We start from the raw sequence: 26,826 nt of genomic DNA, 5'->3' as shown, positions 1-26,826 counted from the left end.
CGTCACCCGGGCATCAGCGGCGGCACGTAGTCCAGCGTCAGGCCCAGCGCCCACAGCAACCCGAGCACCAACGGCACGTGCACCAGCAGCTGGATGAAGGTGAAACCGACCACGTCGCGTGCCTTCAGGCCCAGCACGCCCAGCAGCGGCAGCATCCAGAACGGGTTGATCAGGTTGGGCAGTGCCTCGGCGGCGTTGTAGACCTGCACCGCCCAGCCCAGGTGCACGTGCAGGTCGCGGGCCGCCTGCATCACGTAGGGCGCCTCGACCAGCCACTTGCCGCCGCCGGAGGGCACGAAGAAGCCCAGCACCGCCGAGTAGCCGCCCATCACCAGCGGAAAGCTGTCGGTGGTCGCCACGCGCACGAATACGCCGGCCAGGCGGTGTGCCAGCGTGGCGCCGTCGGCGCCGGGCGCGTGGGTGAGCAGCGCGGCGATGCCGCCGTAGAGCGGGAACTGGATCAACACGCCGGCGGTGCTGGGCACCGCGCGCGCCACCGCGTCCAGGAAGCTGCGCGGGCGCCAGTGCAGCAGCAGGCCGACGGTGAGAAACAACAGGTTGTAAGTATTCAGGTCGGCGATCGCCACGGCCGCCGGCAGGCTCGCGAAGCGCCGCAGCAGCCAGCCCAGCCCCAGTACGCCGACCAGCAGCGAGAGCAGCGGGCTGTACTCGAGCCATTCGCCCGGTCGCGTGCGTGGCGGCAGCACGGGCAGCGCGTCCGCATCGGCCACGCCGCAATCGCGCGCGGTGCGTGCACCCGCGCCGGTCGGCGTGGTGAACCAGCACACCAGCAGCGATACGCCGATCAGCACCGCGGTGAGCAGCAGCGACTGCCACAGGAAGATCGTCTGCGTGAACGGCACTACGCCGGTGATCGCCAGCAGTCCCGGCGGCATGCTGGCCGGATTGGCCTGCAGTTGCGCCGCGGACGACGAAAGGCCCATTGCCCACACCGCACCCAGGCCGAGGTAGGCCGCGGCGCCGGCGGCGCGGTAGTCCATCGCCAGCGCCGGGCGTCTTGCCAGCGCACGCACCAGCAGGCCGCCGAAGACCAGCGAAAAACCCCACGACAGCAGCGAGGCCAGCATGCTGACCAGCGCCACGTAGCACACCGCGCCGCGGCCGCTTTTCGGCACGCGCGCCAGTGCATCGATCAGCCGCGCCACGATCGGCGCGCTCGCCACCACGTAGCCGCCGATCACCACGAACGCCATCTGCATGGTGAAGGGGATCAGGCTCCAGAAGCCGTCGCCGAAGGCCTGCACGGTCGTCGCGGGCGTGGCGCCGAAACCCAGCGCGGCCAACGCCACCAGCACCAGGCCGAGCGCGGCGAACACCCAGGCGTCGGGAAACCAGCGTTCGGACCAGGCGGCGCAACGCAATGCCGCGCGTGCGGGCAGACCTTGCTGCGAGGAGTCCATGCCGTGCTCCGTTGCCTTGACCAGCCGGCATGTTGGCACGGGGACAACCCTTGCAGGAGCGCACCCTGTGCGCGACCGCCATTACCGCCGTTTGCCCCGACACCCTAAAGCAGGCGAGCTTTAACCGGCATGCTGGCGATGGCCGGTAGTTGCCGGCGACCCAGTGTCCCACGGTCGCGCACAGGGTGCGCTCCTACCATGGGCCCTATCTAACGGGCCGGCTTCTTCGCCAGCGTGATCACGCCCACGCCGACCAGGATGATCGCCATCCCGCCCAGGTCGAACGGCCCCACGTGCTCGCCGGCCAGCAGCACGCCGAACAGCACCGCCACCGGCGGGTTGACGTAGGCGTAGCTGGTCGCCAGCGCCGGGCGCGCATGCTTGAGCACGTAGAGATACGCGCTGAAGGCGAGGATCGAACCGAACAGCGCCAGGTACACCAGGGCCGCCGTGGCGCGCATCGTGGGATGCGCGGGCAGATGCTCGCCCGTGCCGAAGCCGACCAGCAGCAAGGCGACGCTGGCGCACAGCATCTGCGCGGCGGTGTTCATCGGGCCGGGCGGCATGTCCTGGCGCTTGCTCCAGGCCGAGCCGAAGGCCCAGCTCATCGCCGCCACGATCAGCGCCAGCGCGCCCAGCCGCGAGCCCGACAGCCCGCTGCCCAGGTTCAGCACCACCACGCCGGCGAAGCCGATCAGCAGGCCGACGGTTTCGCGTCGGCTGGGCCACTGGCCGTACATCCCGGAGAACACGGCAGCGAACAACGGCATGCTCGCCACCGCCACCGCGGCGATGCCCGAACTCACGCTCTGTTCGGCGTAGCAGACCAGCCCGTTGCCACCGAGCAGCAGCAACACGCCGGTCACCGCCGCATTGCGCCATTGCCGGCGCGTCGGCGGTCGCACGCCGCGCAGGCGCAGGAAGCCGTACATCGCCAGGCCGGCGCCGAGGAAGCGCACGCCGGCGAGCAGGAAGGGCGGGTAGCTCTCCAGCGCGTAGCGGATGCCCAGGTAGGTGGAGCCCCAGACCACGTATAGCGTGAACAGGCCGAGCGGGATCAGCAGGCGCGGCTCATCCTGCGTGCGGGCGGGAGCGGCGGAAACGTCGTCGATGGCGGACATGGGAGGGGCCGTGCGAGGGGAGGGAAATCAGCGGACCAGGTGGGTACCGATCCACCACAGATGGCCCTGGGGGTCGCGCAGCCCGGCCGAGCGGTCGCCGTAGGGCTGATCGGTCGGCGGGGACACGCTGTAGGCCCCGGCGGCGATACCGGCGGCGTGGCAGGCGTCGACATCCGGTACGTAGACGTGGGTCGAGCAGCGCACCGGCTCGCGCCCGTCCGGCCGTTCGCCGAGCATCACCACCGAATCGTCGATGCGCACTTCGGCGTGCATCACCGAGCCGTCCGCGCGCGCCTTGCGATGGAGTTCCTCTGCGCCGAAAGTCGCCTGCAGAAACCCGAGCATGGCGCGTGCATCGGTCACCAGCAGGTAGGGCGAAACTGCATTGTGGCCGGCAGGCTTGTGCGTGGGCATCGGCAGGATCCGTCGGGGGCCAGGGGCAAACGCCGGCAGCCGGCGGAGCCGGCGTCGATGCGTGGGGGTCATTGCCCGAAGCGCGCACGATAGCGGGAGCGGCCATGCCGCGGTAGCGCGCCGTGCTCAAACCAGCCTTGAGCGAGGCTCAAGAAGCGCGGCGGCGCTCCGGTGCGGCGACCCGGCTGCGCTCGCGCGCCAACAGCTCGCGCTTGCGATCCACGCCCCAGCGCCAGCCGCCCAGCGAGCCGTCCTCGCGCACCACCCGATGGCACGGCACGATCAGCGCCAGACGGTTGTTACCGCAGGCGTTGCCGATCGCGCGGGCGGCGTTGGGATCGCCCAGCTCCGTGGCAAGCGCGCGGTAGCTGCGGGTCTGGCCGGCGGGAATGCGGGTGAGGGCCTCCCACACGCGCCACTGGAACGCGGTCGCCGCGATGTCCAGCGGCGGCATGGCGGGCGCCGCGGCATCGCTCCAGCCCAGTTCGCTGGCGATGCGCGCGATCACGGCGTCGAGCCATTCCTCGCGCCCGGCGTCGACGCGCTCGCGCGTGGCATGCGGGAATTCCTCGGCAAGTCCGCGCTCGAGCGCCGCGTCGTCGTCGCCCAGGTTGACCGCGCAGATGCCACGCGTGGTGGTGGCCACCAGCAACCGGCCCAGCGGCGTGCCCGTCGTGGTGTAGCGAATACTCGCCCCGGCGCCGCCGGCGCGGTAGCTGGCCGGGGTCATGCCGAGCAGGCGGTTGCTGTGTTCGTAGACGCGGCTGCCGGAGCCGAAGCCGGCCTCGTAGACCGCGTCGGTCACGGCCGCGCCCTCGCGCAGGGCGGCCTTGAACTGGCCGAAGCGGCGCGAGCGATGGTATTCGGCCGGGCTCATGCCGAAGCGCCGGCGGAAGGCGCGCTGCAGGTAAGTGGGGCTCAGCGCAACCGCGCTGGCGAGGGCGTCCAGGCTGGGCGCGGTGTCGGCCTCGTCGAGCAGTCGGCGGGCCTGTTCAAGCGGTTCGATCGCGGACATGGCGGCGTTCCGGTTTCCAGATGGCGCCAGTCTGGAGGGACGGCCGCGGCGCGGCCATCCGCTTCTTGCGCGTCAACGCGCGGCCGGGCGACCCTCGTGCAACACCACGAAATCGCCTTCGAGCACCTGCGGACGCGCGGCCGCGGCAGGCGTCGCGCGACCGACCGCACGCGCGCGGTTCCACTGGCGCAGCGCCAGCCACAGCCCGCCGCCGACCAGCAGCACGCCGGCGACGACCAGGCCGAACACCAGCATCACGCCCAGCACGGCAATCCCCACGACCAGCGAGAGGGCGCGCGCGAGCGGGTGGCGGGAGCGGGAGGAGGGCAGCTGGAACAGGCGCATGTTAAAAATCCGTGTGGTAAAATCAACGACTTACGTCGCAACGATGGGGCTTTCACGCCCCCGAGGCAAGTGCCGATGGACCTACCCCCCGGGGCGCTTTGCCGCCTCGATCACATTCCCGACGGCACGGCGGTGGCCGTGGACGCCGACCTGCCGGATGGCCCGGAGAATCTCATCGTCTTCCGCGACGGCGAGGCAGCGCGCGCCTGGATCAACGTCTGCCCGCACGCGGGGCGCCGGCTGGACTGGGCGCCGGGCCAGTTCCTGATCAGCCGCGGCACGCTGATCTGTGCGGTGCACGGGGCGAGCTTCCGCACCGGGGACGGTTGTTGCGTGGGCGGGCCCTGCCGCGGGCAGTCGTTGCGTACCGTGCCGGTCAGAGTGGAGCGCGGGATGGTCTGGCTGGCCGGCGACTGAGCGCCCTCTCCCCTCGGGGGAGAGGGCGCCAAAAAGAGAAGCCCGGCTTGCGCCGGGCCTCTTCTCGTCCATGCCGGCGGGCCTTCCCTGGCCCGCCAGCCAAACCTTGCCTCAGGGGTTGTTGACGCGATCGGCGGTACCGGCCGCCTGATAGATCAGGCCCGACAGCGGCAGCAGCTGGCTCAGGAAGCGGTTCCACTTGGTGATGCCGGCCGCGCCGACCCACACCACGTCGCCCGGCTTCACGCGGAAGTTGTCCGCCAGGGCATAGGACGCCGGCGAGCGCGCATTGAGGTGGAACACCTGCGCGGGCGTCTGGGTGAGCTTCTCCGAACCGCGGATCACATAAACCGCGTTGCCCGAGGCCGTGACCGGGCTCAGGCCACCGGCACGGCCCAGCGCCTGGGTGAGGGTCAGCGCGGTGGTCTTGAAAGTGATGGCCTGCGGGCGGATCACCTCACCGACGACATACACCTCCTTGTTGTCGTTGTACGGCAGGAACAGCTTGTCGCCCGGCTTGAGATAGATCTGGCCACCGGCACCCTGGTTGAGTGCGGTCAGGTCGATCGGGTAAGTCTGCCCGTCGCGGGTCAGCGTGAAGCCGGACAGGTCCGCTTCCTGCGTGTTGATGCCGGCCACGCCGATCGCCTGTGACAACGTCACCGGGACCGAGTTGAGCACCTGCGCGTCGGTGTGCTGGAACGCACCCTCCAGCGTGATGCGGTGGCTGCCGTAGCCGACCACGTTGACGTCCACCTGCGGCTCGCGCACGAAGCTGCTCAGCTTCTTGGTCAGCGACTGGCGCAATTCCTCGACCGTGAGTCCGGCCGCCTTGATGGTGCCGGCGTACGGATAGAACAGCGTGCCGTCAGGGCGCACCAGGCGGCCGTTGGCGACTGTCTGCTGCTGCGAGCCCGCGGGCGAGGTCAGCTCGGGGTGGTCCCACACGGTGATGTAGAGCGTGTCGCCCGCGCCGATGCGGTAGTCCTCCGGCTGGTACGACAGCAACTCCTGCGGAAGCGTGCTGGCCTGCGCCTGGCTGCTCTCCACCAGCTCGGGCGTGATCTGCAACAGCTGCATATGGCTGTCTTCGCGCTGCAGTGCGCCCTCGTCCATGCGCTGGCCGGGAACGATCGCGCAGCCGTTCAGCGCGAGGGCGAAGAGAAGGAGGGCTACTGCGGGTAGCGTTTTCATAATGCGTCCTTTCTGCTGGGCCACTACTTGGATAATCGTGACGAATGAATGAATGAACTCGTCAGAACCGTCCGCGCAGCGGCATTTTTGGCTAATGGCGACGGTTAATGCGAGCGGGTGTATCAGTGTTTTTCACGGTTGCCTCCACGGCGGACCTTCCCGCCGTGACGCGCACGCTTCGTCCACCAACGCCGTCGAGCAGCGCGGCGGGGATGCCGCCGGACTGGACCTGTAGCGACCCGAGGGCCGCCGGGCGCGCAGCCGTAGCGTGAGATGCCTTGTGTGCCAAGGCCTGTCCGGTCATCAGCAAGCCGGCAAGCGGAAGCACGAGCTTCAACATGTGCATGGGTTGGGCCCCCCGAAGATGGAACGGTTGCCAAGCGGGCTCGACGAATCTAACGCGATCATTCGTGAATGCGGTGAGAAAGCGGAGTCTTCGAGTTGGCGATATGGCGAGGCCAGCCGGCGTGAAGAAAAGATGCACCCGGGAAAGCATTTTCTTCACGTAAATGAAGGGAGTGTCCAACATGATTTTTTCACGGAACAGGAGTTTAGACTGCCGACTCTCTCCCGACCGGTTCGGCGCTCATCGTGCGTCCGGTTGGCGGGGCATCAACAGGGGCCACATGGCCTTGGGTATTCGGGAGTGTGCGGATCGTGTTCAACAGCATCCTCGTGGTCTGCGTCGGCAACGTTTGCCGCAGCCCGGTGGCGGAATTCCTGTTCCGGCGCGAGCTCGGCGAGCGCGACATCCATGTCAGCAGCGCTGGCCTGGGCGCGCTGGTGGGGCGGCCGATCGACGAGAACGCCGCCGCATTGCTGGAGGACGAAGGCATCGACGCCAGCGAACACCGCGCGCGGCAGCTCGAGCCCTCGATGCTGCGCGAGGCGGACCTGGTCCTGGCGATGGAGCGCCGACATCTGAATTCCGTGGTGAAGCTCGCGCCGGAGGCGAGCGGCAAGGTTTTTCTTTTCGACAAATGGCACGCGGGCAGCGACGTGCCGGATCCGTTTCGACGTTCGCGCAGTGTCTTCGAGCAAGTACACGCCTCAATCGAACGTGGCGTCGGCAGTTGGCTGCGCTACCTGTGAACCCCTCAGCCTAGGAATCGGGCTATGACCACCAAACAGACCTTCCCGTCCTCACCGCGTCGCGATGACGACATTGACCTGCATGCACTGCTGGGCACGTTGCTCGACCACAAATGGTTGATCATCGGCGTCACCGCGGTGTTCTTCGTGATCAGCGTGGTGTACGCCACCTTGACCACGCCCATCTACGAGGCCACCGCCACCGTGCAGGTGGAGCAGAAGGTGCCCAGCCTGCCGGGTCTGGACGACCTGTCGCAGACGCTCGGCGCCACCTCTTCGCAGGCCACCACCGAGATCGCGTTGATCACCTCTCGCACGGTGATCGGGCAGGCGGTGAACAACCTCAAGCTGGACATCACCGCCAAGCCGGAACGCTTCCCGGTGATCGGCGACTACATGGCGCGCAGCTACAACCCGCAGATGCCGGGCGACGTGGCGCCGCCGTTCATGGGCATGGACAGCTACGACTGGGGCGGCGCGGAGTTGGACATCTTCCAGCTCGACGTACCCTCGGCCCTGCTGGACCGGCAGCTGCGCCTCGTCGCCGGCGAGCATGGCACCTACACCCTGACCGATGCGGGCGACAACGTGCTGCTGACCGGTCGCGTGGGCGAGTCGGCCACCGGCAACGGCATCACCATGCAGGTGCAGGCGCTGCACGCCAATCCGGGCACCGTGTTCGACGTGGCGCGCCACTCGCACCTGGGCACGATCACGGGCCTGCAGGGCGCGATCAATGCGACCGAGCAGGGCAAGGACTCCGGCATCATCGTGCTCACCTACGACAACGCCGATCCGGTGCTGGCCACCCAGCTGCTGGACCAGATCAGCGCGCTGTACGTGCAGCAGAACGTGGAGCGCAACTCCGCCGAAGCGGCCAACAGCCTGAAGTTCGTCAAGGAGCAGTTGCCCAAGGTCAAAATGGACCTTGAGAAGGCGACCGCCGCGTTGAATGCGTTCCAGATGCGCGCTCATTCGGTGGACATCAGCCTGCAGACCAAGGGCCTGCTCGACCAGACGGTGGCCCTGGATACGCAGATCGAGAACCTGCGCATGCAGATGGCCGACGTCGAGCGCAAGTTCACCTCCAACCATCCGACCTACCAGGCACTCGCCGCGCAGATCGGCCAGTTGCAGGGCAAGAAGAACGCGTTGGAGAAGCAGGTCGGCCACCTGCCCGATACGCAGCAGGAACTGCTGCGCCTGACCCGCGACGTGCAGGTCAGCAACGAGACCTACACTAACCTGCTCAACCAGGCCCAGCAGCTCGACATCGCCCGTGCCGGCACCGTCGGCAACGTGCGCGTGGTCGACCGCGCCGCGACCAACACCAACCGTCCGGTGTGGCCGCCCAAGACCATCCTGGTGCTGGCCGGCACCGCGTTGGGTGGCCTGCTCGCGCTTGCCTTCATCTTCATCCGCCAGCTGCTCAACCGTGGCGTGGAAGACCTGGCCGCCATCGAACACGTCGGCCTGCCGGTGTACGCCTGCGTTCCGCTGTCGGCCGCCGAGCGCGAGATCACCGATCGCAACGGCCGCGTGCGGCGAGGAGCCTATGCGCAACACCTGCTGGCGCAAAGCGCGCCGGACGACCTCGCGGTCGAGGCGTTGCGCAGCCTGCGCACCAGCCTGCACTTCGCCCGCCTGGAGGCCAAGAACAACCTGCTGATGATCTCCAGCCCGGGTCCGGGCGCCGGCAAGACCTTCGTCGGTTCCAACCTGGCGGCAGTGATCGCACAGGCGGGACAGCGCGTACTGCTGATCGATGCGGACATGCGCAAGGGCGCGCTGCACACCGTGGTCGGCGGTCGCCCGGAGCAGGGCCTGTCGGAACTGATCTCCGGCCAGATCGGCCTGTCCGAAGCCGTGCGCACGGTGGAGGGGGCGAACAACCTCTACTTCATCGCGCGCGGCAAGGTCCCGCCGAATCCGTCCGAGCTGCTGATGCATTCGCATTTCACCGCGCTGCTGGAGAAGCTCAAGCCGCGCTTCGACCTGATCATCATCGACACCCCGCCGATCCTGGCGGTGACCGATGCCGCGGTGATCGGCCACCACGTGGGCACCAGCCTGATGGTCGTGCGCTTCGGCGTGAACCAGGCGCGCGAGATCGCGCTGGCCAAGCAGCGCTTCGAGCAGAACGGCGTGCCGGTCAAGGGCGCGATCTTCAACGCGGTCGAGAAGCGCAGCGCGGGCTACTACGCCTACGCGTACTACGAGTACGCCGGCGCCAAGGCCTGATACAGCCTCCCTCCTCGAATCAGAAGGATTTCGCATGACACTGAAAGTCACCCTGTTCGGCACCGGCTACGTAGGCCTGGTCACCGGCACCTGCCTGGCGGAAATGGGCAACCGCGTGCTTTGCGTGGACGTGGACGCGGGCAAGGTCGCGCGCCTGAAGAACGGCGAGGTGCCGATCTTCGAGCCGGGCCTGTCGCCGATGGTCAAGCGCAACTTTGAGAGCGGCCGGCTGGACTTCACCACTCAGGCGGAGCCTGCGGTGCACCACGGCGAGGTGATCTTCATCGCGGTGGGCACGCCGCCGGACGAAGACGGCAGTGCCGACCTGCGCTACGTGCTGGAAGTGGCGCGCAGCATCGGCCAGCACCTCGATCGCTACGCGGTGGTGGTCAACAAGTCGACGGTGCCGGTGGGCACCGCCGACAAGGTGCGCGCGACCATCGCGCAGGCGCTGGCCGAGCGTGGCGCGGTGATCCCGTTCGACGTGGTCTCCAACCCCGAGTTCCTCAAGGAAGGCGACGCGGTGGAGGACTGCCTGCGCCCGGACCGGATCGTGATCGGCAGCTCAAGCGAGCGCGCCACCCAAGTGCTGCGCAAGCTGTACGCGCCATTCAACCGCAACCATGACCGCACGGTGGTGATGGACGAGCGTTCGGCCGAGCTGACCAAGTACGCCGCCAACGCGATGCTGGCGACCAAGATCAGCTTCATGAACGAGATCGCCAACATCGCCGAGCGGGTCGGCGCGGACGTCGAGCAGGTGCGCCGCGGCATCGGCTCGGACCCGCGCATCGGCTACCACTTCATCTACCCCGGCTGCGGCTACGGCGGCTCGTGCTTTCCCAAGGACGTGCAGGCGCTGGAGCGCACCGCGCGCACGGTCGACTACGACGCCAGGCTGCTGGGTGCGGTGGAAGCGGTCAACCACGCCCAGAAGGGCAAGCTGTTCGAGTTGATCGAGCGCCATTACGGCGGTGCGCTCAAGGGCAAGACCGTGGCGTTGTGGGGCCTGGCGTTCAAGCCCAACACCGACGACATGCGCGAGGCGTCCAGCCGCCGGCTGATGGAACAGCTGTGGGCCGCCGGAGCCAAGGTTCGCGCGTTCGATCCGGAGGCGCGCGCGGAAACCACGCGCATCTACGGCGAGCGGGCGGACCTGACGTTGTGCGAGGACGCTTACGAGGCGCTGGACGGCGCCGACGTGCTGGCGATCGTGACCGAGTGGAAGGCGTTCCGGGCGCCGGACTTCGCGCGCATCCGCGACGTGCTCAAGGATCCGGCCGTCTTCGACGGGCGCAACCTGTACGACCCGGCGCAGGTGGAAGACATGGGGCTGGCCTATTACGGCATCGGGCGCGGGCGTTCGCTCGCCTCGGTTCCCGTGCCGTCGGCGGCCATGCTGCGGCCGGCCGCTACGGCCTGAAACGCATCGCCCGTCGGCCGCGACAAGCCGCGGCCGACGGGCGACTGCCGCCGCGCAGAACGGCATCCGGACGATGTCGCGGTCCGCACCGGATGCAGGTTGCTCATCCACCCTCACTCGCACTCACACGCCAGGACGCTCTCGTGAAACGCTTCTACCTCTCCGGACAGCGCACGTTTCGCAACCGCGGTTGCGAGGCCATCGTGCGCAGTACGGTCACCCTGCTGAAGGAGCAATTCGGCGACGTCGAGGTGCTGGTACCTTCGGTCAACATCGCGCGCGACAGCGCGCAGTGGCCGACCGCCGCCAGCGACGGCGTGCGTCTGGTGCGCGCCTATCTGCCGCCGCCCTCGCGCTACTGGGTGCAGCTGCAAAGCCTTCCGCTGCCGTTGATCAAGCGCGCCGGCTGGCCGTTTCCGATGCCGCGCTGGCTGCGCCGGCAGCTCGAATCGGTCGATGCCGTGCTGGCGGTCGGCGGTGACAACTATTCGCTGGACTACCGGATCCCCTCGCCGATCATGAGCGTGGATGGCTGGGCCATGGACATGGGCAAGCCGGTGATGCTGTGGGGCGCCTCGGTCGGACCGTTCGAGCGTGAGCCCGAATTCGTCGAGCCGGTCACGCGCCACCTGGCGCGAATGCATTTCGTCGCGGCCGGCGAATCGATGAGCCACGACTACCTGGTCCACAAGCTGGGCCTGCGCAACGTGATCCGGATGGCCGAGCCCTCGTTCATGCTCGGCAAGGAGCCGGTCGACCTGGCACCGTTCTGGCCGCGCGGCGAGGGCCACGTGCTGGGCCTCAACGTGAGCCGGCTGATCGAACGGCACAAGCGTCAGGACAAGGATCTGCACGCCGAACTGGCCGCCTTCATCCGCCACGCGGTGAAGGAATACCAGTTGGGCGTGCTGCTGATCCCGCACGCCGATCCGCTGCGCGAGGACCCGCGCGGCGGCGATGCGGCCTACATGGAACCGCTGCTGGCGCGGCTGGCCGACCTGGGCGACTGCGTCAAGATGATGCCCAACGATTTCAATGCGGTGCAGACCAAGTACGTCATCAGCTACCTGCGCTTCTTCATCGGCGCGCGCGCGCATCCGGTGATCTCGGCGCTGTCCAGCGGCGTGCCCACCGTGTCGATCGCGTACAGCGTCAAGGCCTGCGGCATCAATCGCGACATGTTCGGCAACCAGGAAATGGTGCTGCAGGCGCGCAACCTTTCGGCGACCACGTTGCGAGAGGCGCTCGAACAGATGGTGCAGCGCGAGGACACGCTGCGCAGCCTGCTCGAGCAGCGCACCGCCGAATGGCAACTGGCCGCGCGCGCGGCCGCCGCGCGCGTCCACGACTGCCTGTGCTGACACCGGGAGCCCCCATGCCGACCCTGATCACGGACAACCCGACGCGCCCCGCGCTCGCCCCCGACAGCAAGGTCGCGCCGGTGAGCGTGGTGGTGCCCTGCTACCGCTGCGTCGACACCATCGGCCCGGCCGTGGCCTCGGTCGCCGCGCAACGGCTGCCGCCGGCCGAAGTGCTGCTGGTCGACGATTGCAGCGGCGACGGCACGCTCGAGCGCCTCCACCAGGTCGCCGCCGACTATCCGGACGGCTGGGTGCGCGTGTTCACGCTGCCGCGCAACGGCGGGCCCAGCGCGGCGCGCAACTGCGGCTGGGAACAGGCGCGCCAGCCGTATATCGCCTTCCTGGATGCCGACGACACCTGGCACCCGGAAAAGCTGGCGATCCAGATGGACGTGCTCGCCAGCGATCCGGGCATCGCGCTGCTGGCGCACGGCATGAACGTGCAGGCACGCACCGATCCGCCGCCGGCGTTCCGTCGCCCGGTCGCGGTGCGCGTGCTGCCCAATCGCCTGCCGCTGCTGGGCAGCCCGTTCCCCACCGCGTCGATGGTGCTGCGCCGCGACCTGCCGTTCCGCTTCGACGAGCGCCGCCGCCGCGCGGAGGATTTCATGCTGTGGGCGCAGATCCTGCTCTCCGGCTACCGCTGCGCGCGCATCGAGCCGGTGCTGGCGTCGTGGCACAAGCCGCCGTTCGGCGCCGGCGGTCTGAGCGGTGACATGGAGGCGATGTATGCCGCCGCGATCGACGTGCGCCGTGCGCTCCACGAACAGGGCCTGATCGGCGGCGCCCGGATGCGCGTGGCCGCCGTGCTGGGCGTGGTCCGCCACGCACGTCGACGCGCCATTACCTATGCGCGCCGGTTCTCTTCAGGCACGCGCGCCACCGGCACGCAAGCCACCCAGGCCGACCAGGCGAGCTGACGATGAACACCACCACCATGAACACGCCCGTCGCGCTGATAGACAGCCCCACCAACACCAACGCCCGCGTCCTGCTCGGGTTGATGCTGGTGGCGGCGGTGATCGTCATCGTCGACTTCGCGGTCGCCACACGCGGCAACATCGGTACCGACACGTCGGTGTATGCGAGCTTCTACGAAAGCCTGGTCCATCACGGCGAAGTGCAGAGCCGCTTCGAGCCGGTCTTCTACTACCTGAGCGTGATGCTGGCCGCCACCGGCATGAGCTTTCCCGCCTACGAGGGGGTGATGTTCTTCGTGATGGCTGGCACCGCGCTGGTGGCGACGCGCCGCTACCACACGTTCCTGGGGAGCGAGACCGGCTACAGCACCTTCCTTGCCGCGTCGCTGCTGTTCCTGTTCATCTCGCCGGTGATGTCCAACGCGACGATCAACGTCATGCGCCAGGGACTGTCGTCGCTGCTGGTGTTCACCGCGCTGCTGGCGTTCTACCAGCGGCAGTGGCGTGCATTCGTCCTGTGGGGCCTGATGGCGACCGGATTCCACTACTCCGCGCTGCTGTACCTGTTCTTTGCGCCGGTGCTGCTGCTCAACACCAAGCTGCTGCGCGTGGCCGGCATCCTGGCGTTCCTGGCCTACTGCAGCGGCGTGACCATGGTGCTGGTGCGCGCGATCGTGCCCAGCGTCTACACCATGGTGATGGCCTATGACGCCGGCTCGTCCTACAAGGCGGGCGTGCGCCTGGATTTCGCGGTGTTCTCGCTGTTCTGGTACGTGCTGCCGTGGGTGGTCGCGCCGCTCGTGCGCGAGCCGGTGCGCGAGCGCATCAACCAGAGCACCGCCGTCTACCTGGTGCTGATGCTGCCGTTCTTCGCGGTGGGCTGGGGCAACTTCTCCAACCGCTATCTGCTGCCGGCGTGGCTGTCGGTGTCGCTGATCCTGGCCGCGATCTGCTGCGACAACCGGTTCTCGCCACTGCGCAACCCGGTCGTGCTGCGCATGGGGCTGGTCGGTGCCGCCGGCGTGTTCTGCTACTACGTCACCCACGGTGTGGTGCTGTGAGATTCGCGCGGCCGCACCCAGGCGCCATCGGCGTGCTTCACCCGTCGCCTGCATCGCGCCTGCTATGTGTAAGCGGGTGCGCGCGTCGCCGAGCGGCGCCGTAGCGGGCGGTTGCCCGCCCCGTCCGCGCCAGTCGTCCCACGCCGTTCCGAGGCGTCTGCAAAGGAAAACCGCCCATGTCCATCGTCACCGCTCCCGTGCAGGATGCCGATCCCCGCATCAAGCTCCGGGTCTCGCCATACCGGAACGACGCCGATTTCGCGCCGCTGTCCGGACTGGGCGGTGGCCGGCCGCTGGACCCGGTTTCGATCGCCGACGTGCTGCGCAATGCGTTCGTCTATCCGCCGCATACGATCTACCGCGACGTTCGCGTGGCGGTGATCGGCTTCGATCCGGAACGCGACCTGCACGCGGCGCCTGAATACCGCTTCCCGTTCCGCTCCTCGCCCGCGCCGCAGCGCCCGACCGCGCAGGTCGCCGACGAGGATGCATTGCTTCAGACCTATCACCGTCTGCTGTGCGACGCGGTCACGCGTTCGACCGCCGGCATGCAGGTGCCCTGGATGCTGCAGAGCGGCGGCAAGGATTCCAGCTCGCTGGCGATCGCCGTCGCCGAAGCACGCCCGGATACCACCTGCCTGACTTACCTCGGCGGGCGCGAGGAGGACGAGGTCGAATCCGCACGCGCGGTGGCACGGCAACTGGGTCTGCGCCACGAGGCGCTGGTGTGCGAGCCCGGCCGCGCGTACGACCGCTACCTGGCGATGGTCCCGCGCCTGCCGCTGCTGTCGGCCGACTTCGCCATGCTGTCCTACGCCGACCTAGTCACCGAAATCGCGCGTTCCGGCGGCGACGGCGTCGTCGATGGGCTCGGCTCGGACATCTATTTCGGCACACCGGTGGATGCGCGCAAGAGCACGCTGTTTCGCATGGCCCGGGACTTGCCGGTGCCGGCGAAGCTGTTCGAGGCCGGCCCGGTCAGCCGCAGTTTCGTCGCCTGCTTCGTGCTGGCCACGCTGGGCATGGATCCGTTCGAGCGCTACTTCCCCGGTTCGCGCTTCAGCGACGCGGAAGTCGATCGCCTGCTCGGGCGCCCGGTGGCGGCGCAGTCGCGCCAGCGCCTGCGCGTGTTCCAGGAGGAACTGGCCAACGCCCGCACCATCGAGGCGCGCAAGCGCGTCACGCTGGCCATCGTCGAGGCGGGCGCGGGCTTTCCCAAGGGGCAGTACACCACCACCGCGCTCGGCCTGCGCCAGGCCTATCCCTTCTGTGATGCGCAGCTGGCGGAGTGGGTCTACCGCGAGGTGCCCGACGCGTTGCTGATCGATCGCGAGGGCCACAACAAGCCGCTGGTGCGCAAGCACATCGCGCGCCGCTTCGGCGAGCTGCCGTACGTGCGGGCCAAGGGCTGCTTCCGCTTCGACCTGTGCGGGCTGGCGGCGGAGCGCTTCGAGCAGGTGCACGCGTTCGCCGTCGAGGCGCGCGACCTGGTTCCCGGCGCCGCGCGCTGGCTGGAGGACTACCGCGGCCGCATGGGCAACAAGTTCTTCGCTTCGAAGTTCTATCTGCTGGCGGTGGTGCTGCCGTGGCTGCTCAGCCGTGCCGATGCCCCGGCGCAGAGGCCGGACGCATGACCGGGCGCGAGGCCAACGCGCGCCGCCTGTTCCTGCAGCGCGCCCTGGCGCTGGGGGCGGCCACGCTGCTGCCGGCGCTGCCGCGCATGGCCAGCGCGGCGGCCAACCAGATTGACGTGCGCGCCAAGGGCGCGCGCGGCGACGGCAAGACCGACGACACCGCCGCGATCCAGGCGGCCATCGACGCTATCGCCACCACTGGCGGCACCGTGCGCGTGCCGGCGGGCAACTACATGATCGACGCCGCGCGCGCGATCAGCCTGCGCTCGAACATACGGCTGGAAATGGCGCCCGACGCGCAGTTCACCGCCTTGCCCAACACCCTCAAGCGCTACCACGTCATCCGCGTGTGGCGGGCAAGCAACGTGCAGATCATCGGCGGGCGCGTGCTCGGCGAGCGCGACCAGCATCGCGGCGACAAGGGCGAGTGGGGTTATGGCATCAACATCCAGGCCTCGCACAACGTGCTGGTCGACGGCACCCACATCGCCGACTGCTGGGGTGACGGCATATGGATCGGCGCGTTCGGCCGCGGCGCCAAGGCGGACATCTCCACCGACGTCACCGTGCAGAACGTGGTGAGCACCAACAACCGCCGGCAGGGGCTGTCGCTGGGGCCGTGCCAGCGCGTGCGCATCCTCAACAGCACCTTCAGCAACACCCACGGCACCAAGCCGCAGTCGGGCATCGACCTGGAACCCATGGGGCAGGGCGACACCAGGGACGTGCTGATCGAGGGCTGCACCCTGACCGGCAACTACGGCTGCGGCGTGGAGATCCACCACAACGTATCGGGCGTGGTGATCCGTCGCTGCACGATCCGCGACAACCACGGCTATGGCGTGCTGGCCGCGCAGATGAACGACCTGTGGGTGGACGACAACGTCATCACCGACAACGGCATGAACGGGGTCAAGCTCGCCGGCCTGACCCGCGACGTGAAGGTCACCGACAACACCCTGACCTCCAACAGCGCGCGCTCGCTGCGCCGCGCCCTCAAGGCCATGGTCTCCGACTCCGGCGGTGCGCATCCGGCGCAGCTGCACGTCGGCGACAAGACGTCCAACGTGCACGTGTCCGGCAACACGTTCTAGCGCGGCACGCGCCCAGGAGCGCAACAGCAAAGGAACCCCAGCGATGAAATTCGTCTTCTACGCCAACACCGACTGGTATCTGTACAACTTCCGCCTGTCCACCGCGCAGCGGCTGCAGGCGGACGGGCACGAAGTGGTGATGCTCTCGCCGCCGGGCCCGTTCGGCGGGCGCTTCGCCGCGCGCGGCTTCCGCTGGCTCACCCTGCCAATGGACCGGGCCAGCCTGAACCCGCTGCGCGAGGCGGTGACCCTCAAGCACCTGGTGCGCATCCTGCGCCGGGAGAAGCCGGACCTGCTGCACAACTTCACGGTCAAGTGCGCCGTCTACGGCGGCGCGGCCGCACGCATGGCCGGCGTGCCGGCCACGGTCAATGCGGTGGCCGGCATGGGCTACGTGTTCACCAGCAATGACCTCAAGGCGCGCTGCCTGCGCCCGATGGTGCAGGCGCTGATGCGCGGCACGCTCGACCATCGTCGCTCGCTGCTGGTCCTGCAGAATCCGGACGACGCGGAGATCTTCCGCCGCTCGCGGCTGGTTGCGCGCGAGCGCATCCACGTGATCCGCAGCTCCGGCGTGGACACCTCGCGCTTCCGGCCCAGCTCGATGTCCGGCCGCGACGGCCGCCTGCGCGTGCTGCTGGCCGCTCGCCTGCTGTGGGAGAAGGGCATCGGCGAGTACGTCGAGGCGGCCCGCCAGCTCAAGGGGCAGGGGCGCGACATCGAGTTCGTGCTGGCCGGCGCGCCCGACCCGGGCAACCCGCGCTCGGTGAGCGACGAGCAGGTACGGCGCTGGGCGGAAGAGGGCGTGATCACCTGGCTGGGCCACGTCGAGGACATGCCCGCGTTGCTGTCCACGATCGACGTGATGGCGTTGCCCAGCTACTACCGCGAGGGCGTGCCCAAGAGCCTGATCGAAGGCGCCGCGGCCGGCCTGGCGCTGATCACCACCGACCAGCCCGGTTGCCGCGAAGTGGTCACCCGGCACGGCATGGACGGACTGGTGGTACCGCCACGCAATGCCGCCGCGCTGGCCACGCTGGTGGCGCGGCTGGACGACGACCGCGACCTGCTGGCCCGGCTGGGTGCCGCGGCGCGCGAGAAGGCGGTGGGCGAGTTCGACGAGCGCGCGGTGATCCAGCGCACCCTCGACGTCTACGAGCGCCTGCTGGGGGCGGACATGCCGGGCGGCTCGCTGGCCGGGTCGACCTCGTAGGGCGCCTGTTACCTGTCGCGGGCCCGTAAGAGCGCCCTTGGGCGCGACCGCCGGGCCGAAATATGCGGGGCGGCCGCGCCCAAGGGCGCTCCTGCAAAAGGCCGAGTGCCCTGCGGTGGTCTTTTCGAGCAAAGAAACGCCGGGGCAGCGTGGCTGCCCCGGCGCGAGGTCGTGCGTTGACGCAACAGCCTGTCGGCTGCCCGTGGCGCGGCTTACTTCCGCTTGGGCGAAAGCGTGTTGTTGGACTGGGTGATCGAATACGCCTTCTTGCTGATCTGGATGTCGCGGCTGGTGCCGCCACCGGCGCTGCTGGCCGACATGTAGCGCGTGCTGTTGTACTGCAGCTTGTTGTTGGTGATGTTCACATGATGGGTCTTGGCGCTCATGCGAAGTCCGGCCAAGCCGTTCTTCGTGGCGTGGTTGCCCTGGATCTTCATGTGGTGCGCGTTGATAGACATAAGACCGAAGCCGCGATTGCCGGTGAACGTGTTGCCGGCGAAGGTCACGTCGGAGACGTGGGCGTGCATCTCGATGCCGTTGCCGTTGTTGCCCGAGATCACATTGTTCTGCAGGCGCACGTTATCGACCGGACCCTGTTCCTGCGGCTCGAAGTCGATGCCGGCCTCGGGCAGCGTGCCCTTGGTGTCCTTGAAGGTGCTGTTGACGATGTAGAGGTGCTGCACCGGACCGATCGACAGACCCTGGCGACGGTTGTGCGAGGACGTCACGTTGTTGACGGTCACGTAGTTGGAGCGGTCCAGGCGGCTGTTGCGGCCCAGGGCGCCGATCCACATGCCGTCACCCCAGAACTCCGACAGGTTGACGTTGCGCACCAGCACGTGGTCGGAGCCGGAGATGTTGATGCCGTAGCCCCACTCGCCGCGGTTGCCCTTGTGGCGCGCGCGGTCGCCGATCATCTTGCCGCCGACGATCTCGACGTTGTTCGCGTTGTGCACCTTGACCACCCAGTAGCGGCTGGCGCCGTTGGGGATCACGCGCAGCTCGGCGCTGGGATCGAGCTTCAGGCGCGTGTGGGAACGCAGCTTGAGTGCCTTGGTCGCATCGATCATGTAGCGGCCCGCCGGCACGAACACGGTGCCGCCGCTGTTGGGCAGCGAATCGATCGCCTTCTGGATGGCGGCGGTGTCGTTGTGCGAACCGTTGCCGCGGGCACCGAAGTTCTTGACGTTGACCGTGCGCGAACCGATCGAGATGTTGGGGGTGGCGTCCCACCAGGAAGCAGCAGCAGCAGGAAGTGCCACGGCAGACAGTGCCAGCGAGGCAGCGATCACCAGGGGCTTTGCGAGGAATGAGCGCTTGGCGGTGGCCGGCTTCGCCGAGGACTGGGTGTCGTGCAAATGCATCATCAGGTTTTGACCCTCTCGTCACGTGGAAGTGACACGCACCATGCGGGACCTTCACGTCGACTAACAAGCTCGACCATTGGGCTCTATTCATGAAGATCCGCGCTGGCGCCGCTGGGGGTGTCAGGCGTGACGCGATCTATCCGTAAGCGTTCCGTTTCATGAGTGCAATCAGCGTGTTAAACGTGAACGATCGAAGTGCGGCCCGAGCGGGAACGACACAGTCCTGCGATCGCCATCACACCCTGCAACCGCAGGATGTCGCGGGGTTTCGTAGACGATTTCTTGACTCGGAACGGCCGAACTGGACGGCTACGGGTTCGCCGTCGAAGTGACCTCCCCGGCGCGCCGCGTTCACGCGTGTCCGCATCGGCAACGGGCGGGTAAAAATAAATGGGCGGGAGGGGGCGGCTCGCGTGCCGAAGCGAGCACGACTGCCTTGCCGGCGTGGTTCGCCTGGCGGACTCGAGCAGGGCGGGGTGCGACTGCGAGATCTGCTGCAGGAGGTCGATGGCGCCCTGGCGATCGGTGGATGCCGCCCTGCTTCTGCCGGAGCGCACCTTGTGTGCGAGCGGCCGCCTGCCGCTTCTGGCGGTGGCACGGCGGGTGCGCTTACGAGGGGGCCGGCCAGGCCGCTGTTCGGCATTCGCTGCGATCGCGCAGGTTGTGCGCCCGTGCCGCGGCGACCGAAAAAAAACGCCGGGCATCGCTGCCCGGCGTTCGTCGTGTGGCGCAGGCCGAGTTCGGCCAAGGCTCAGTTGGGCGTCAGCTGGTTGCCCGACAGGGTGATGGACGAGGTCTTCTTGCCGATCTTGATGTCGCGGTTGTCCGCGCCGCCGGAGCGGGTGGGCGACATGTAGTGCGTGCTGTTGTACTGCAGCTTGTTGCTCTTCACCGACGAGTGGTGCGTCTTGCCGCTCAGGCCCACGCCGGCCAGGCCGTTGCGCGTCGCATAGTTGTTGGTGATGGTCAGGTACGGCGCGCTGATCGCCAGCATGCCGAAGCCGTCATTGCCGCTGAGCGTGTTGCCGGTGATGGTGATCTGCGAAATGTTGTAGTGCAGCTCGATGCCGTTGCCCGCATTGCCGGAGAAGGTGTTGTTCTCCAGGCGGATGGTGTCGGCCGGGCCCTGGTCCTGCGGCTCGATGTCGATGCCGGCCTCCGGCAGCGTGCCCTGGGTGTCCTTGAAGGTGCTGTTGACGATGTAGACGTGCTGCGCCGGCCCGATCGACAGGCCCTGGCGGCGGTTGTGCGAGGAGGTCACGTTGTTGACCGTCACGTAGTTGGAGCGGGTCAGCTTGCCGCCGGACTTCACGGCGCCGATCCACATGCCGTCACCCCAGAACTCCGACAGGTTGACGTTGCGCACCAGCACGTTGCTGGAGCCGGAGATGTTGATGCCGTAGCCCCACTCGCCGGTGTTGCCCTTGTGCTGGGCGCGGTCGCCGGTCACCTTGCCGCCGACGATCTCGACATTGTTGACCTCGAACACCTTGACCACCCAGTAGCGGCCGGCGCTGTTCGGGATGACCTTCAGTTCGGCGCTGGGATCCAGCTGCAGCCGCGTGTGCGAGCGCAGGTTGAGCGGCTTGAGCGCGTTGATCATGTAGCGGCCGGCGGGAACGACGACGGTGCCGCCGCTGCTCGGCAGCGAGTTGATGGCGGCCTGGATGGCGGCGGTGTCGTCGTGTGAGCCGTTGCCCAGCGCACCCTTGTTCTTGACGTTGACGGAAGCGGAGCCGATCGAGATGTTCGGGTTCGCGTTCCACCAGTTCGACGCGGCAGCAGGCAGTGCCACGGCAGACAGCGACAGCGAAGCGACAGCGATCATCAAGGACTTTTTCATGGAGAAATCTCGCTTGGTGGTGCCCGGCTTGGCCGAGGACTGGGTGTCGTGTTGGTTGGTCATCAGGAGGTTGACTCTCTCGTCACATGGAAGCGACGCGAAAGATGCAAGTCCTTCACGGTGCTAACAAGCGCGACCATTGGGTCCGGTTCATGGAAAACAGGCCGGCCCGTGCGCGCCGAACCCTTGGCGCACGGGGCTGGCGGGCGGCCGGGCGCTGCGGGCGCGCGCGTGCGATTGCCTTGGGAAGGGCCGCGATGGCCGCTGCGCGAAGCGCGCAGCCAGCCGTGGGGCAGGCAGGTGCCTGCCTGACGCGGATGTATGCAGCGAGGCGGCGCTTCCTATACCCCCGGTTGACGTGCCTCGCTATTCACTGAATAGGTGCCTAGGACGGCACCTCCACCTGCGGCTCTCCGGAATGGTTCTGGCCGCGTCGAAAGTCTGCATTCCTGCGTGAGGTCTCGTCCCCACATCCGTGCCGGGCAACCCGGGCGCGTTGATCCGCGAGACCGCTTGCCCCATGGAGGACAACCATGATTTCAAGAAGACGCTTTCTTCAGTCGTCCGCTTCCCTTGCCCTGTTGCCGCTGCTGCCCCGCGTGGTCAGGTCCGCCGATACGGTGGTGCGCACCCGGCCCAGCTGGGACACGTTCTGCACGGGCCCCCTGTATGAGCCGTTCGTCGCCGCGATCGGCGCCATGCGGGCCAACCGCGGTACCACCACGCCTGCGAACTGGGGCTATTGGGTGGACGTCCACCAGAGCTCCTGTCCGCACCGGTCGCCGTATTTCCTGGCCTGGCATCGCGGCTTCCTGTACCGCTTCGAGGAGAACCTGCGCACCGTCTCGGGCAATCCGGACATGGTGCTGCCGTACTGGGACTACTACACCCATCCGCAGATCCCGCCGGAGTTCCTCGACACCACCTCGCCGCTGTGGCGCAAGGAGCGCACCGGCGAAGACGTCACCGAGGCGCTCAGCCTCGACCCCTTCGCCGACGACGTGATCAACTTCCAGCGCGGCAGCGGCAACGCGTTCGAGCCCAAGCTGGAAAACGCCCCGCACAACCCGGTGCACAACCTCATCGGCGGCGCGATGGGCGACGTGGCGATCTCGCCGCGCGACCCGCTGTTCTGGGTGCACCACGCCAACATCGACCGGTTGTGGCTTGCCTGGTTCGAGGCCGGCGACGGACGCCACATGCCGCGGGCCTACCAGAACTACTGGCAGGGCTCGTTCCAGTACGGCGACGCGGTGGAGGAAGTGCCACGCGTATGGGCCCGCAACCCGTCGCGGTACATGTTCTACCAGTACGAGAACGAGACCATGCCCGCCGCGCTGCCGCCCACCGATCCGCCGCCGAGCACCTCCACCGCGACCGCGCGCGCCGCCACGCTGTCGACCTTCTCCCTGCGGGGCACGGCTCCGCTGCGGCCCGCGAGCGTGGGTACCACCGCCCTGGGCACGTCGCAGTCGCTGGTGCTGGACGAGCACTCGGTCACCGTCGACGTTGCGCTGACCGCGCAGAACGCCAGCCAGGTGCGCTCTATGCTGCTTCGGCCACAGGCGGCGCAGGCCACCGCCAAGCCCGATCCGCTGCGGCTGGTGCTCGACGGCGTGCAGCTCACCGGACTGGGCGCCAAGGGCGGGTACTTCTACAAGATCTACGTCAACCTGCCCGAGCAGCCGGGCGTGAACCAGCCCGAGCGTACCTACCTGCTCGGCATGCTGGGGTCCTTCGAGATCGGTGTGGCGCAGATGCAGGCGGCCATGCAGGGCAAGGGCATGCAGGGCATGCACGACATGCGTGCGGCGGGCGGCAAGCCGGACGTACGTTTCGTGTTCCCGATGAGCGAGGCGCTGCGGGGCATCTGGCCGACGGACCTGGACACGCTCAGCATCTCCTTCGTACGTGCGAACGGCCGTGCGCATCCGGCCAAGGGCCACACCATCCGCGTCAAGACCCTGCGCGTGGAGGCGGACGACTGAGCCGTTTCCGCCAGTGATGGAATGGCTGGCCCATGCCGGCCAGCCAGGGGCGTCGTAGCGATACGGCGCCCCTGTCGTTCGTGGCCCGCCAGCGGGTGCTTCGACGGTCCGTGCAACGCGTGACCGGAATCGGGTTGCCACGTGGCAGCCGCCTGCCAGCGTGCTCTACAGCCCTTCTGTGATGCGGTTCTCGCCGGCCCGGGCGGGCTCTACGGGCGGCCGGAATCCTTTTGCCAACCTGATCATGTTTCGCTCACTTGGGTGTTTCTGTCGAGCTTGCTTAGGTACGTGACGAGCGCGCATTTTTTGCGTGAGCTTCGCGTGACGAAGCGCTACCCGACAAAACACCTGAGACACCGTCCGATCATGAACACTTCCGTTAAGAATCAGCAGCTTGCCGCCTCTGTCCGTACCGCCGTCACCGCGAAGAATTTTGTGAAGAAGCCGCTGATGCTGGCGTTTGCCGCGCTGGCCCTTTCCGCCGTCGCCGCGCCCTCGTTCGCTGCCGACTGGTGGACGGCGATGCCCAAGCCGGTCATCGGCAAGAGCATGACCGTCGACGTGCGCACCAAGGGTGCCCTGGGCGACGGCGTGCACGACGACACCGCCGCCATCCAGGCCGCGGTCGATGCGCTGCCGACCTCCGGTGGCACGGTGTTCGTGCCGGCCGGTCACTACATGGTCAACGCGACCAAGCCGATCAAGCTGCGCTCGCACACCCGCCTGCTGATGGACCCGGCGGCGACCCTGGAAGTGATCCCGACCAGCAACAGCCGCTACATGGTCATCCAGATCTACAACGCCACCGACGTGCGCGTGGTCGGCGGCAACCTGGTCGGCGACCGCGTCAAGCACCTGGGCGACACCGGCGAGTGGGGCTACGGCATCAACGTCACCGCCGCGACCAACGTCGTGCTGAAGAACGTCAACCTGTCCAACTTCTGGGGCGACGGCGTGTGGATCGGCGCCAAGGACGTCAACAAGGTTCACGTGCGTTCGGACTACGTGACCGTCGACGGCATCGTGTCCAGCAACAACCGCCGCCAGGGCCTGTCGATCGGCCCGTCGCAGCACGTCTACATCGTCAACAGCACCTTCCAGGGCACCAACGGCACGCTGCCGGAGGCGGGCATCGACATCGAGCCGATGACCGAAGGCCTGACTAACGCCATCCGCCTGGAGAACAACACCTTCGCCGACAACCACGGCAACGGTATCGAGATGCACGCCAATATCTCCGACATCGCCATCGTCGGCAACACGATGAAGGGCAACTACGGTTTCGGCGTGCTGGGCGTGTCCGCCCCGGGCGTGACCGTCACCGGCAACTTCATGACCGAGAACGGCTTGGCCGGCGTGCGCCCGAGCGGCAAGTCGCATGACTGGTCGATCACCGGCAACACGCTCAAGTACAACAGCACCCGCTACATGTCCGCCACCAAGGAAGGCGGTGCGCTCAGCCGCGACCTGCAGTTCGGCGCCAACACCTACAACATCTCGGTGTCGGGCAACATCTTCTCCAACGCCAAGTACAACACCTACACCCGCTGAGCCTCATCGGCTGGGTACTCCCCGGGGCAGCCTTCAGGCTGCCCCTTTTTTTGCCTGCGCCCCGCCGCGGCGGCTTTGACGACGCATTGATCCGGGCCGGTCAATCCTAGGTCGTTAAATTTCCGCACGGTCGAGGTCGGTCATGAACAAGGAGCGTGAGGCTCACGTCGTCCTGGAAGGGGATGCCCGGGCCCGGGCCATGCCTTCGGGGGCGTTTGCACCGGTAAGCGTGGTGGTGCCGTGCTACCGCTGTGCGGAAACCATCGACGACGCGGTCGCCTCGATCGCCGCGCAGACACTGCGCCCGGCCGAGGTGCTGCTGGTGGAGGACGCCAGCGGCGACGACACGATCGGGGCGCTGCATCGGGTCGCCGCGGCCTACGGCACCGACTGGATCCGGGTGATCGCGCTGCCGGCCAACCGCGGACCCTCGCACGCGCGCAATGTCGGTTGGCAGCAGGCGCAGCAGCCCTACATTGCGTTCCTCGATGCCGACGACAGCTGGGGCCCGCGCAAGCTGGAGCTGCAGATGGCGGCGCTGGAGGCCGACCCGGAGATCGCGCTGATCGCCCACCAGATGCAGGTGCGGCCGCGCGGTACGGTGCTGCCGCCGCCGCGGGCGACGGTGGGCGTGGATATCGTGGGGCGTGGCACCTTGCTGGTGCGCAACCCCTTTCCGACCGCCTCGGTGGTGTTGCGCCGCGACCTTCCGTTCCGCTTCGACGAGGAGTTCCGCCGCTCGGAGGACTATCTGCTGTGGTCGCAGATCGTGCTGTCCGGCTACCGCTGCGCCAAGATCGACCAGGTGCTGGCGATCTGGAACCGGCGCGAGAACGGCGAGGTCGGCCTGAGCGACGATTTCGACGCGATCCACCGCGGCCGGCGCGACCTGCGCCGCAAGCTGGTGCGCCAGGGGCTTCTCAGCAGGTACGAATACCTGTTCGCCAGCACCATCGGCCTGGCCAACAAGATGCGCCGCACCGTCGTACGCGGGCTGCGCCGCCGCGCCCACGCGCCTGCCTGACGAGGCCTGCGTGGACATCGGAAGCGGACGCGACGCTGACGCTCCCTCCACGTTTCTGTCGAAAGAATGTACGAGCCTTGCCGCCCGGGCGCAGGACACTGCGCCGGCGCGGCATCCCCTGCTGCGGGCGAGTTAGGAAGACTGCCATGATCGTTTCACACAAGCACAAGTTCATCTTCCTCAAGACCAACAAGACGGCCGGCACGTCGATCGAGATCGCGCTGTCGAAGTTCTGCGGCCCGGACGACATCATCACGCCGATCTCGCCGGTGGACGAGGAAACCCGCCAGGCGCTGGGCTACCGCGGGCCGCAACACCACCTGGCGCCCTGGTACGAATACGGCGTTCGCGATGTCGTCGAACGCGTGTTCAAGGGCAAGCGCCGGTCCCGCTTCTACAACCACATGACGGGGCGGGAAGTACGCGATTTCGTGGGCCCGGAGGTGTGGAACAGCTATTTCAAGTTCTGCTTCGAGCGCAACCCCTACGACCGCCTGATCTCGTACTACCACTGGGCGCATCGGTCCTCGCCGTCGCGGCTGCCCTTGTCCCGCTTCATTCGCACGTCGCGGGCGATGATGCTCAAGAAGCGCGGCTACGAGGTGTACACGCTGGACGGCAAGGTGGCGGTCGATCGCATCTGCCGCTTCGAGTCGATCCACGAGGAACTCGAAGAGGTGCGCAGGATCATCGGACTGCCCGAACCGCTCGAGCTCCCCCATACCAAGGTGAGGAAGCGCAGCGACGCGCGCGGCTACCGCGAGGTGCTGGGCGAGGAAGAGCGCGACTGGGTCGACCGGACCTTCGGCGACGAGATGCGGTTGCTGGGTTATCACTACTGAAAAGCCCGCGCTGGCTCTCTGTTCGGGGCGAAGGGGCAAGCTGAACGACACCCGCCGGACCGCAGACATGGGTTCTCTCTCTCCTCCGGGGGAGGTTGAGGGCGCTCGCGCGAGGCGCCCAACCAACGTGGCTTTTCAGAGCTTTGTTGCCCGCAGGCAACCGGTTCCCCGCGAGCCCGGCCCCTCACCCAGCCCCCTCCCCGGCAGCGGGAGGCTCAGCCTGGGGAACGTCGGGCTTGCTCATG

At 67.8% G+C, this 26,826-nt stretch carries 22 protein-coding genes; 14 read left to right on the top strand and 8 right to left on the bottom strand.

The features are described 5' to 3' along the window. Nucleotides 1-2 precede the first annotated feature (2 nt). From J7I44_RS05965 to J7I44_RS05945, 5 genes are all read right to left on the bottom strand, one after another. On the bottom strand, nt 3-1,421 hold the full coding sequence (locus J7I44_RS05965; protein WP_209617364.1) for a short-chain fatty acid transporter: 1,419 nt from the start codon (nt 1,419-1,421) through the stop codon (nt 3-5). A 209-nt stretch (nt 1,422-1,630) separates the two neighbouring features. Then, nucleotides 1,631-2,542 (bottom strand): drug/metabolite exporter YedA, encoded by a 912-nt coding sequence (gene yedA / locus J7I44_RS05960; protein ID WP_209617362.1) that lies wholly within the window; start codon nt 2,540-2,542, stop codon nt 1,631-1,633. A 27-nt stretch (nt 2,543-2,569) separates the two neighbouring features. Next, the gene (locus J7I44_RS05955) at nt 2,570-2,956 is read right to left on the bottom strand and encodes a VOC family protein (protein WP_209617358.1); all 387 of its coding nucleotides are present in this window, start codon (nt 2,954-2,956) and stop codon (nt 2,570-2,572) included. Nucleotides 2,957-3,104: 148 nt separating this feature from the next. Next, a complete protein-coding gene (locus J7I44_RS05950; RefSeq protein ID WP_209617355.1) occupies nt 3,105-3,971 on the bottom strand; it encodes a methylated-DNA--[protein]-cysteine S-methyltransferase in 867 nt (288 codons plus the stop codon). Nucleotides 3,972-4,043: 72 nt separating this feature from the next. Next, nucleotides 4,044-4,316: a hypothetical protein gene (locus tag J7I44_RS05945; RefSeq protein WP_209617351.1), complete on the bottom strand. Its 273-nt coding sequence runs from the start codon at nt 4,314-4,316 to the stop codon at nt 4,044-4,046. A 75-nt stretch (nt 4,317-4,391) separates the two neighbouring features. Between J7I44_RS05945 and J7I44_RS05940 the strand changes: the two genes are divergently transcribed. Continuing rightward, a complete protein-coding gene (locus J7I44_RS05940) occupies nt 4,392-4,733 on the top strand; it encodes a Rieske (2Fe-2S) protein (protein WP_209617348.1) in 342 nt (113 codons plus the stop codon). Between the two features lie 111 nt (nt 4,734-4,844). On the opposite strand, the gene J7I44_RS05935 is transcribed toward J7I44_RS05940, so the two are convergent. Further along, entirely contained in the window at nt 4,845-5,927 is a 1,083-nt protein-coding gene (locus J7I44_RS05935) for a polysaccharide biosynthesis/export family protein (protein ID WP_209617338.1), read from the bottom strand. Between the two features lie 657 nt (nt 5,928-6,584). Between J7I44_RS05935 and J7I44_RS05930 the strand changes: the two genes are divergently transcribed. The 9 genes from J7I44_RS05930 (at nt 6,585) to J7I44_RS05890 (ending at nt 17,966) form a co-directional block, all read left to right on the top strand. Next, a complete protein-coding gene (locus J7I44_RS05930) occupies nt 6,585-7,019 on the top strand; it encodes a low molecular weight protein-tyrosine-phosphatase (protein ID WP_209617335.1) in 435 nt (144 codons plus the stop codon). Between the two features lie 24 nt (nt 7,020-7,043). Next, a complete protein-coding gene (locus J7I44_RS05925) occupies nt 7,044-9,260 on the top strand; it encodes a polysaccharide biosynthesis tyrosine autokinase (RefSeq protein ID WP_209617332.1) in 2,217 nt (738 codons plus the stop codon). Nucleotides 9,261-9,300: 40 nt separating this feature from the next. Continuing rightward, nucleotides 9,301-10,683, top strand: a complete 1,383-nt coding sequence (locus tag J7I44_RS05920) for a UDP-glucose dehydrogenase family protein (protein WP_209617893.1) — start codon at nt 9,301-9,303, stop codon at nt 10,681-10,683. A 143-nt stretch (nt 10,684-10,826) separates the two neighbouring features. Further along, entirely contained in the window at nt 10,827-12,044 is a 1,218-nt protein-coding gene (locus J7I44_RS05915) for a polysaccharide pyruvyl transferase family protein (protein WP_209617329.1), read from the top strand. Nucleotides 12,045-12,058: 14 nt separating this feature from the next. Further along, the gene (locus J7I44_RS05910) at nt 12,059-12,964 is read left to right on the top strand and encodes a glycosyltransferase family 2 protein (protein WP_209617328.1); all 906 of its coding nucleotides are present in this window, start codon (nt 12,059-12,061) and stop codon (nt 12,962-12,964) included. Nucleotides 12,965-12,966: 2 nt separating this feature from the next. Then, nucleotides 12,967-14,025 carry an EpsG family protein gene (locus J7I44_RS05905; RefSeq protein ID WP_209617325.1) on the top strand — a complete coding sequence of 353 codons (1,059 nt, stop codon included), beginning with the start codon at nt 12,967-12,969 and terminating at the stop codon, nt 14,023-14,025. A 176-nt stretch (nt 14,026-14,201) separates the two neighbouring features. Next, nucleotides 14,202-15,659, top strand: a complete 1,458-nt coding sequence (locus tag J7I44_RS05900) for an asparagine synthase-related protein (protein WP_209617322.1) — start codon at nt 14,202-14,204, stop codon at nt 15,657-15,659. Further along, on the top strand, nt 15,656-16,753 hold the full coding sequence (locus J7I44_RS05895) for a right-handed parallel beta-helix repeat-containing protein (protein WP_209617319.1): 1,098 nt from the start codon (nt 15,656-15,658) through the stop codon (nt 16,751-16,753). Before J7I44_RS05900 ends, J7I44_RS05895 begins: the two co-directional genes overlap by 4 nt. A gap of 43 nt (nt 16,754-16,796) precedes the next feature. Beyond that, nucleotides 16,797-17,966, top strand: coding sequence for a glycosyltransferase family 4 protein (locus tag J7I44_RS05890; protein WP_209617315.1), 1,170 nt, complete (start codon nt 16,797-16,799; stop codon nt 17,964-17,966). A gap of 212 nt (nt 17,967-18,178) precedes the next feature. Here J7I44_RS05890 and J7I44_RS05885 read toward each other — a convergent pair whose 3' ends face one another. After that, nucleotides 18,179-19,333 (bottom strand): right-handed parallel beta-helix repeat-containing protein, encoded by a 1,155-nt coding sequence (locus J7I44_RS05885; RefSeq protein ID WP_209617312.1) that lies wholly within the window; start codon nt 19,331-19,333, stop codon nt 18,179-18,181. Between the two features lie 751 nt (nt 19,334-20,084). Beyond that, on the bottom strand, nt 20,085-21,239 hold the full coding sequence (locus J7I44_RS05880; RefSeq protein WP_209617308.1) for a right-handed parallel beta-helix repeat-containing protein: 1,155 nt from the start codon (nt 21,237-21,239) through the stop codon (nt 20,085-20,087). A gap of 470 nt (nt 21,240-21,709) precedes the next feature. Between J7I44_RS05880 and J7I44_RS05875 the strand changes: the two genes are divergently transcribed. From J7I44_RS05875 to J7I44_RS05860, 4 genes are all read left to right on the top strand, one after another. Further along, nucleotides 21,710-23,164 (top strand): tyrosinase family protein, encoded by a 1,455-nt coding sequence (locus J7I44_RS05875; protein WP_209617305.1) that lies wholly within the window; start codon nt 21,710-21,712, stop codon nt 23,162-23,164. Nucleotides 23,165-23,530: 366 nt separating this feature from the next. Continuing rightward, nucleotides 23,531-24,715: a right-handed parallel beta-helix repeat-containing protein gene (locus J7I44_RS05870; protein ID WP_209617302.1), complete on the top strand. Its 1,185-nt coding sequence runs from the start codon at nt 23,531-23,533 to the stop codon at nt 24,713-24,715. Nucleotides 24,716-24,857: 142 nt separating this feature from the next. Then, complete coding sequence (locus J7I44_RS05865; RefSeq protein WP_209617299.1) at nt 24,858-25,739, top strand: glycosyltransferase family 2 protein; 882 nt, start codon at nt 24,858-24,860, stop codon at nt 25,737-25,739. A 146-nt stretch (nt 25,740-25,885) separates the two neighbouring features. Beyond that, nucleotides 25,886-26,581: a sulfotransferase family 2 domain-containing protein gene (locus J7I44_RS05860; RefSeq protein ID WP_209617296.1), complete on the top strand. Its 696-nt coding sequence runs from the start codon at nt 25,886-25,888 to the stop codon at nt 26,579-26,581. The last annotated feature ends 245 nt before the right edge of the window (nt 26,582-26,826 follow it).

The organism is Frateuria flava (assembly GCF_017837635.1).
GTDB lineage: Bacteria > Pseudomonadota > Gammaproteobacteria > Xanthomonadales > Rhodanobacteraceae > Frateuria_A > Frateuria_A flava.
The sequence above is the reverse complement of the archived record's forward strand: the minus strand, read 5'-3'. Positions and strand labels throughout refer to the sequence as shown.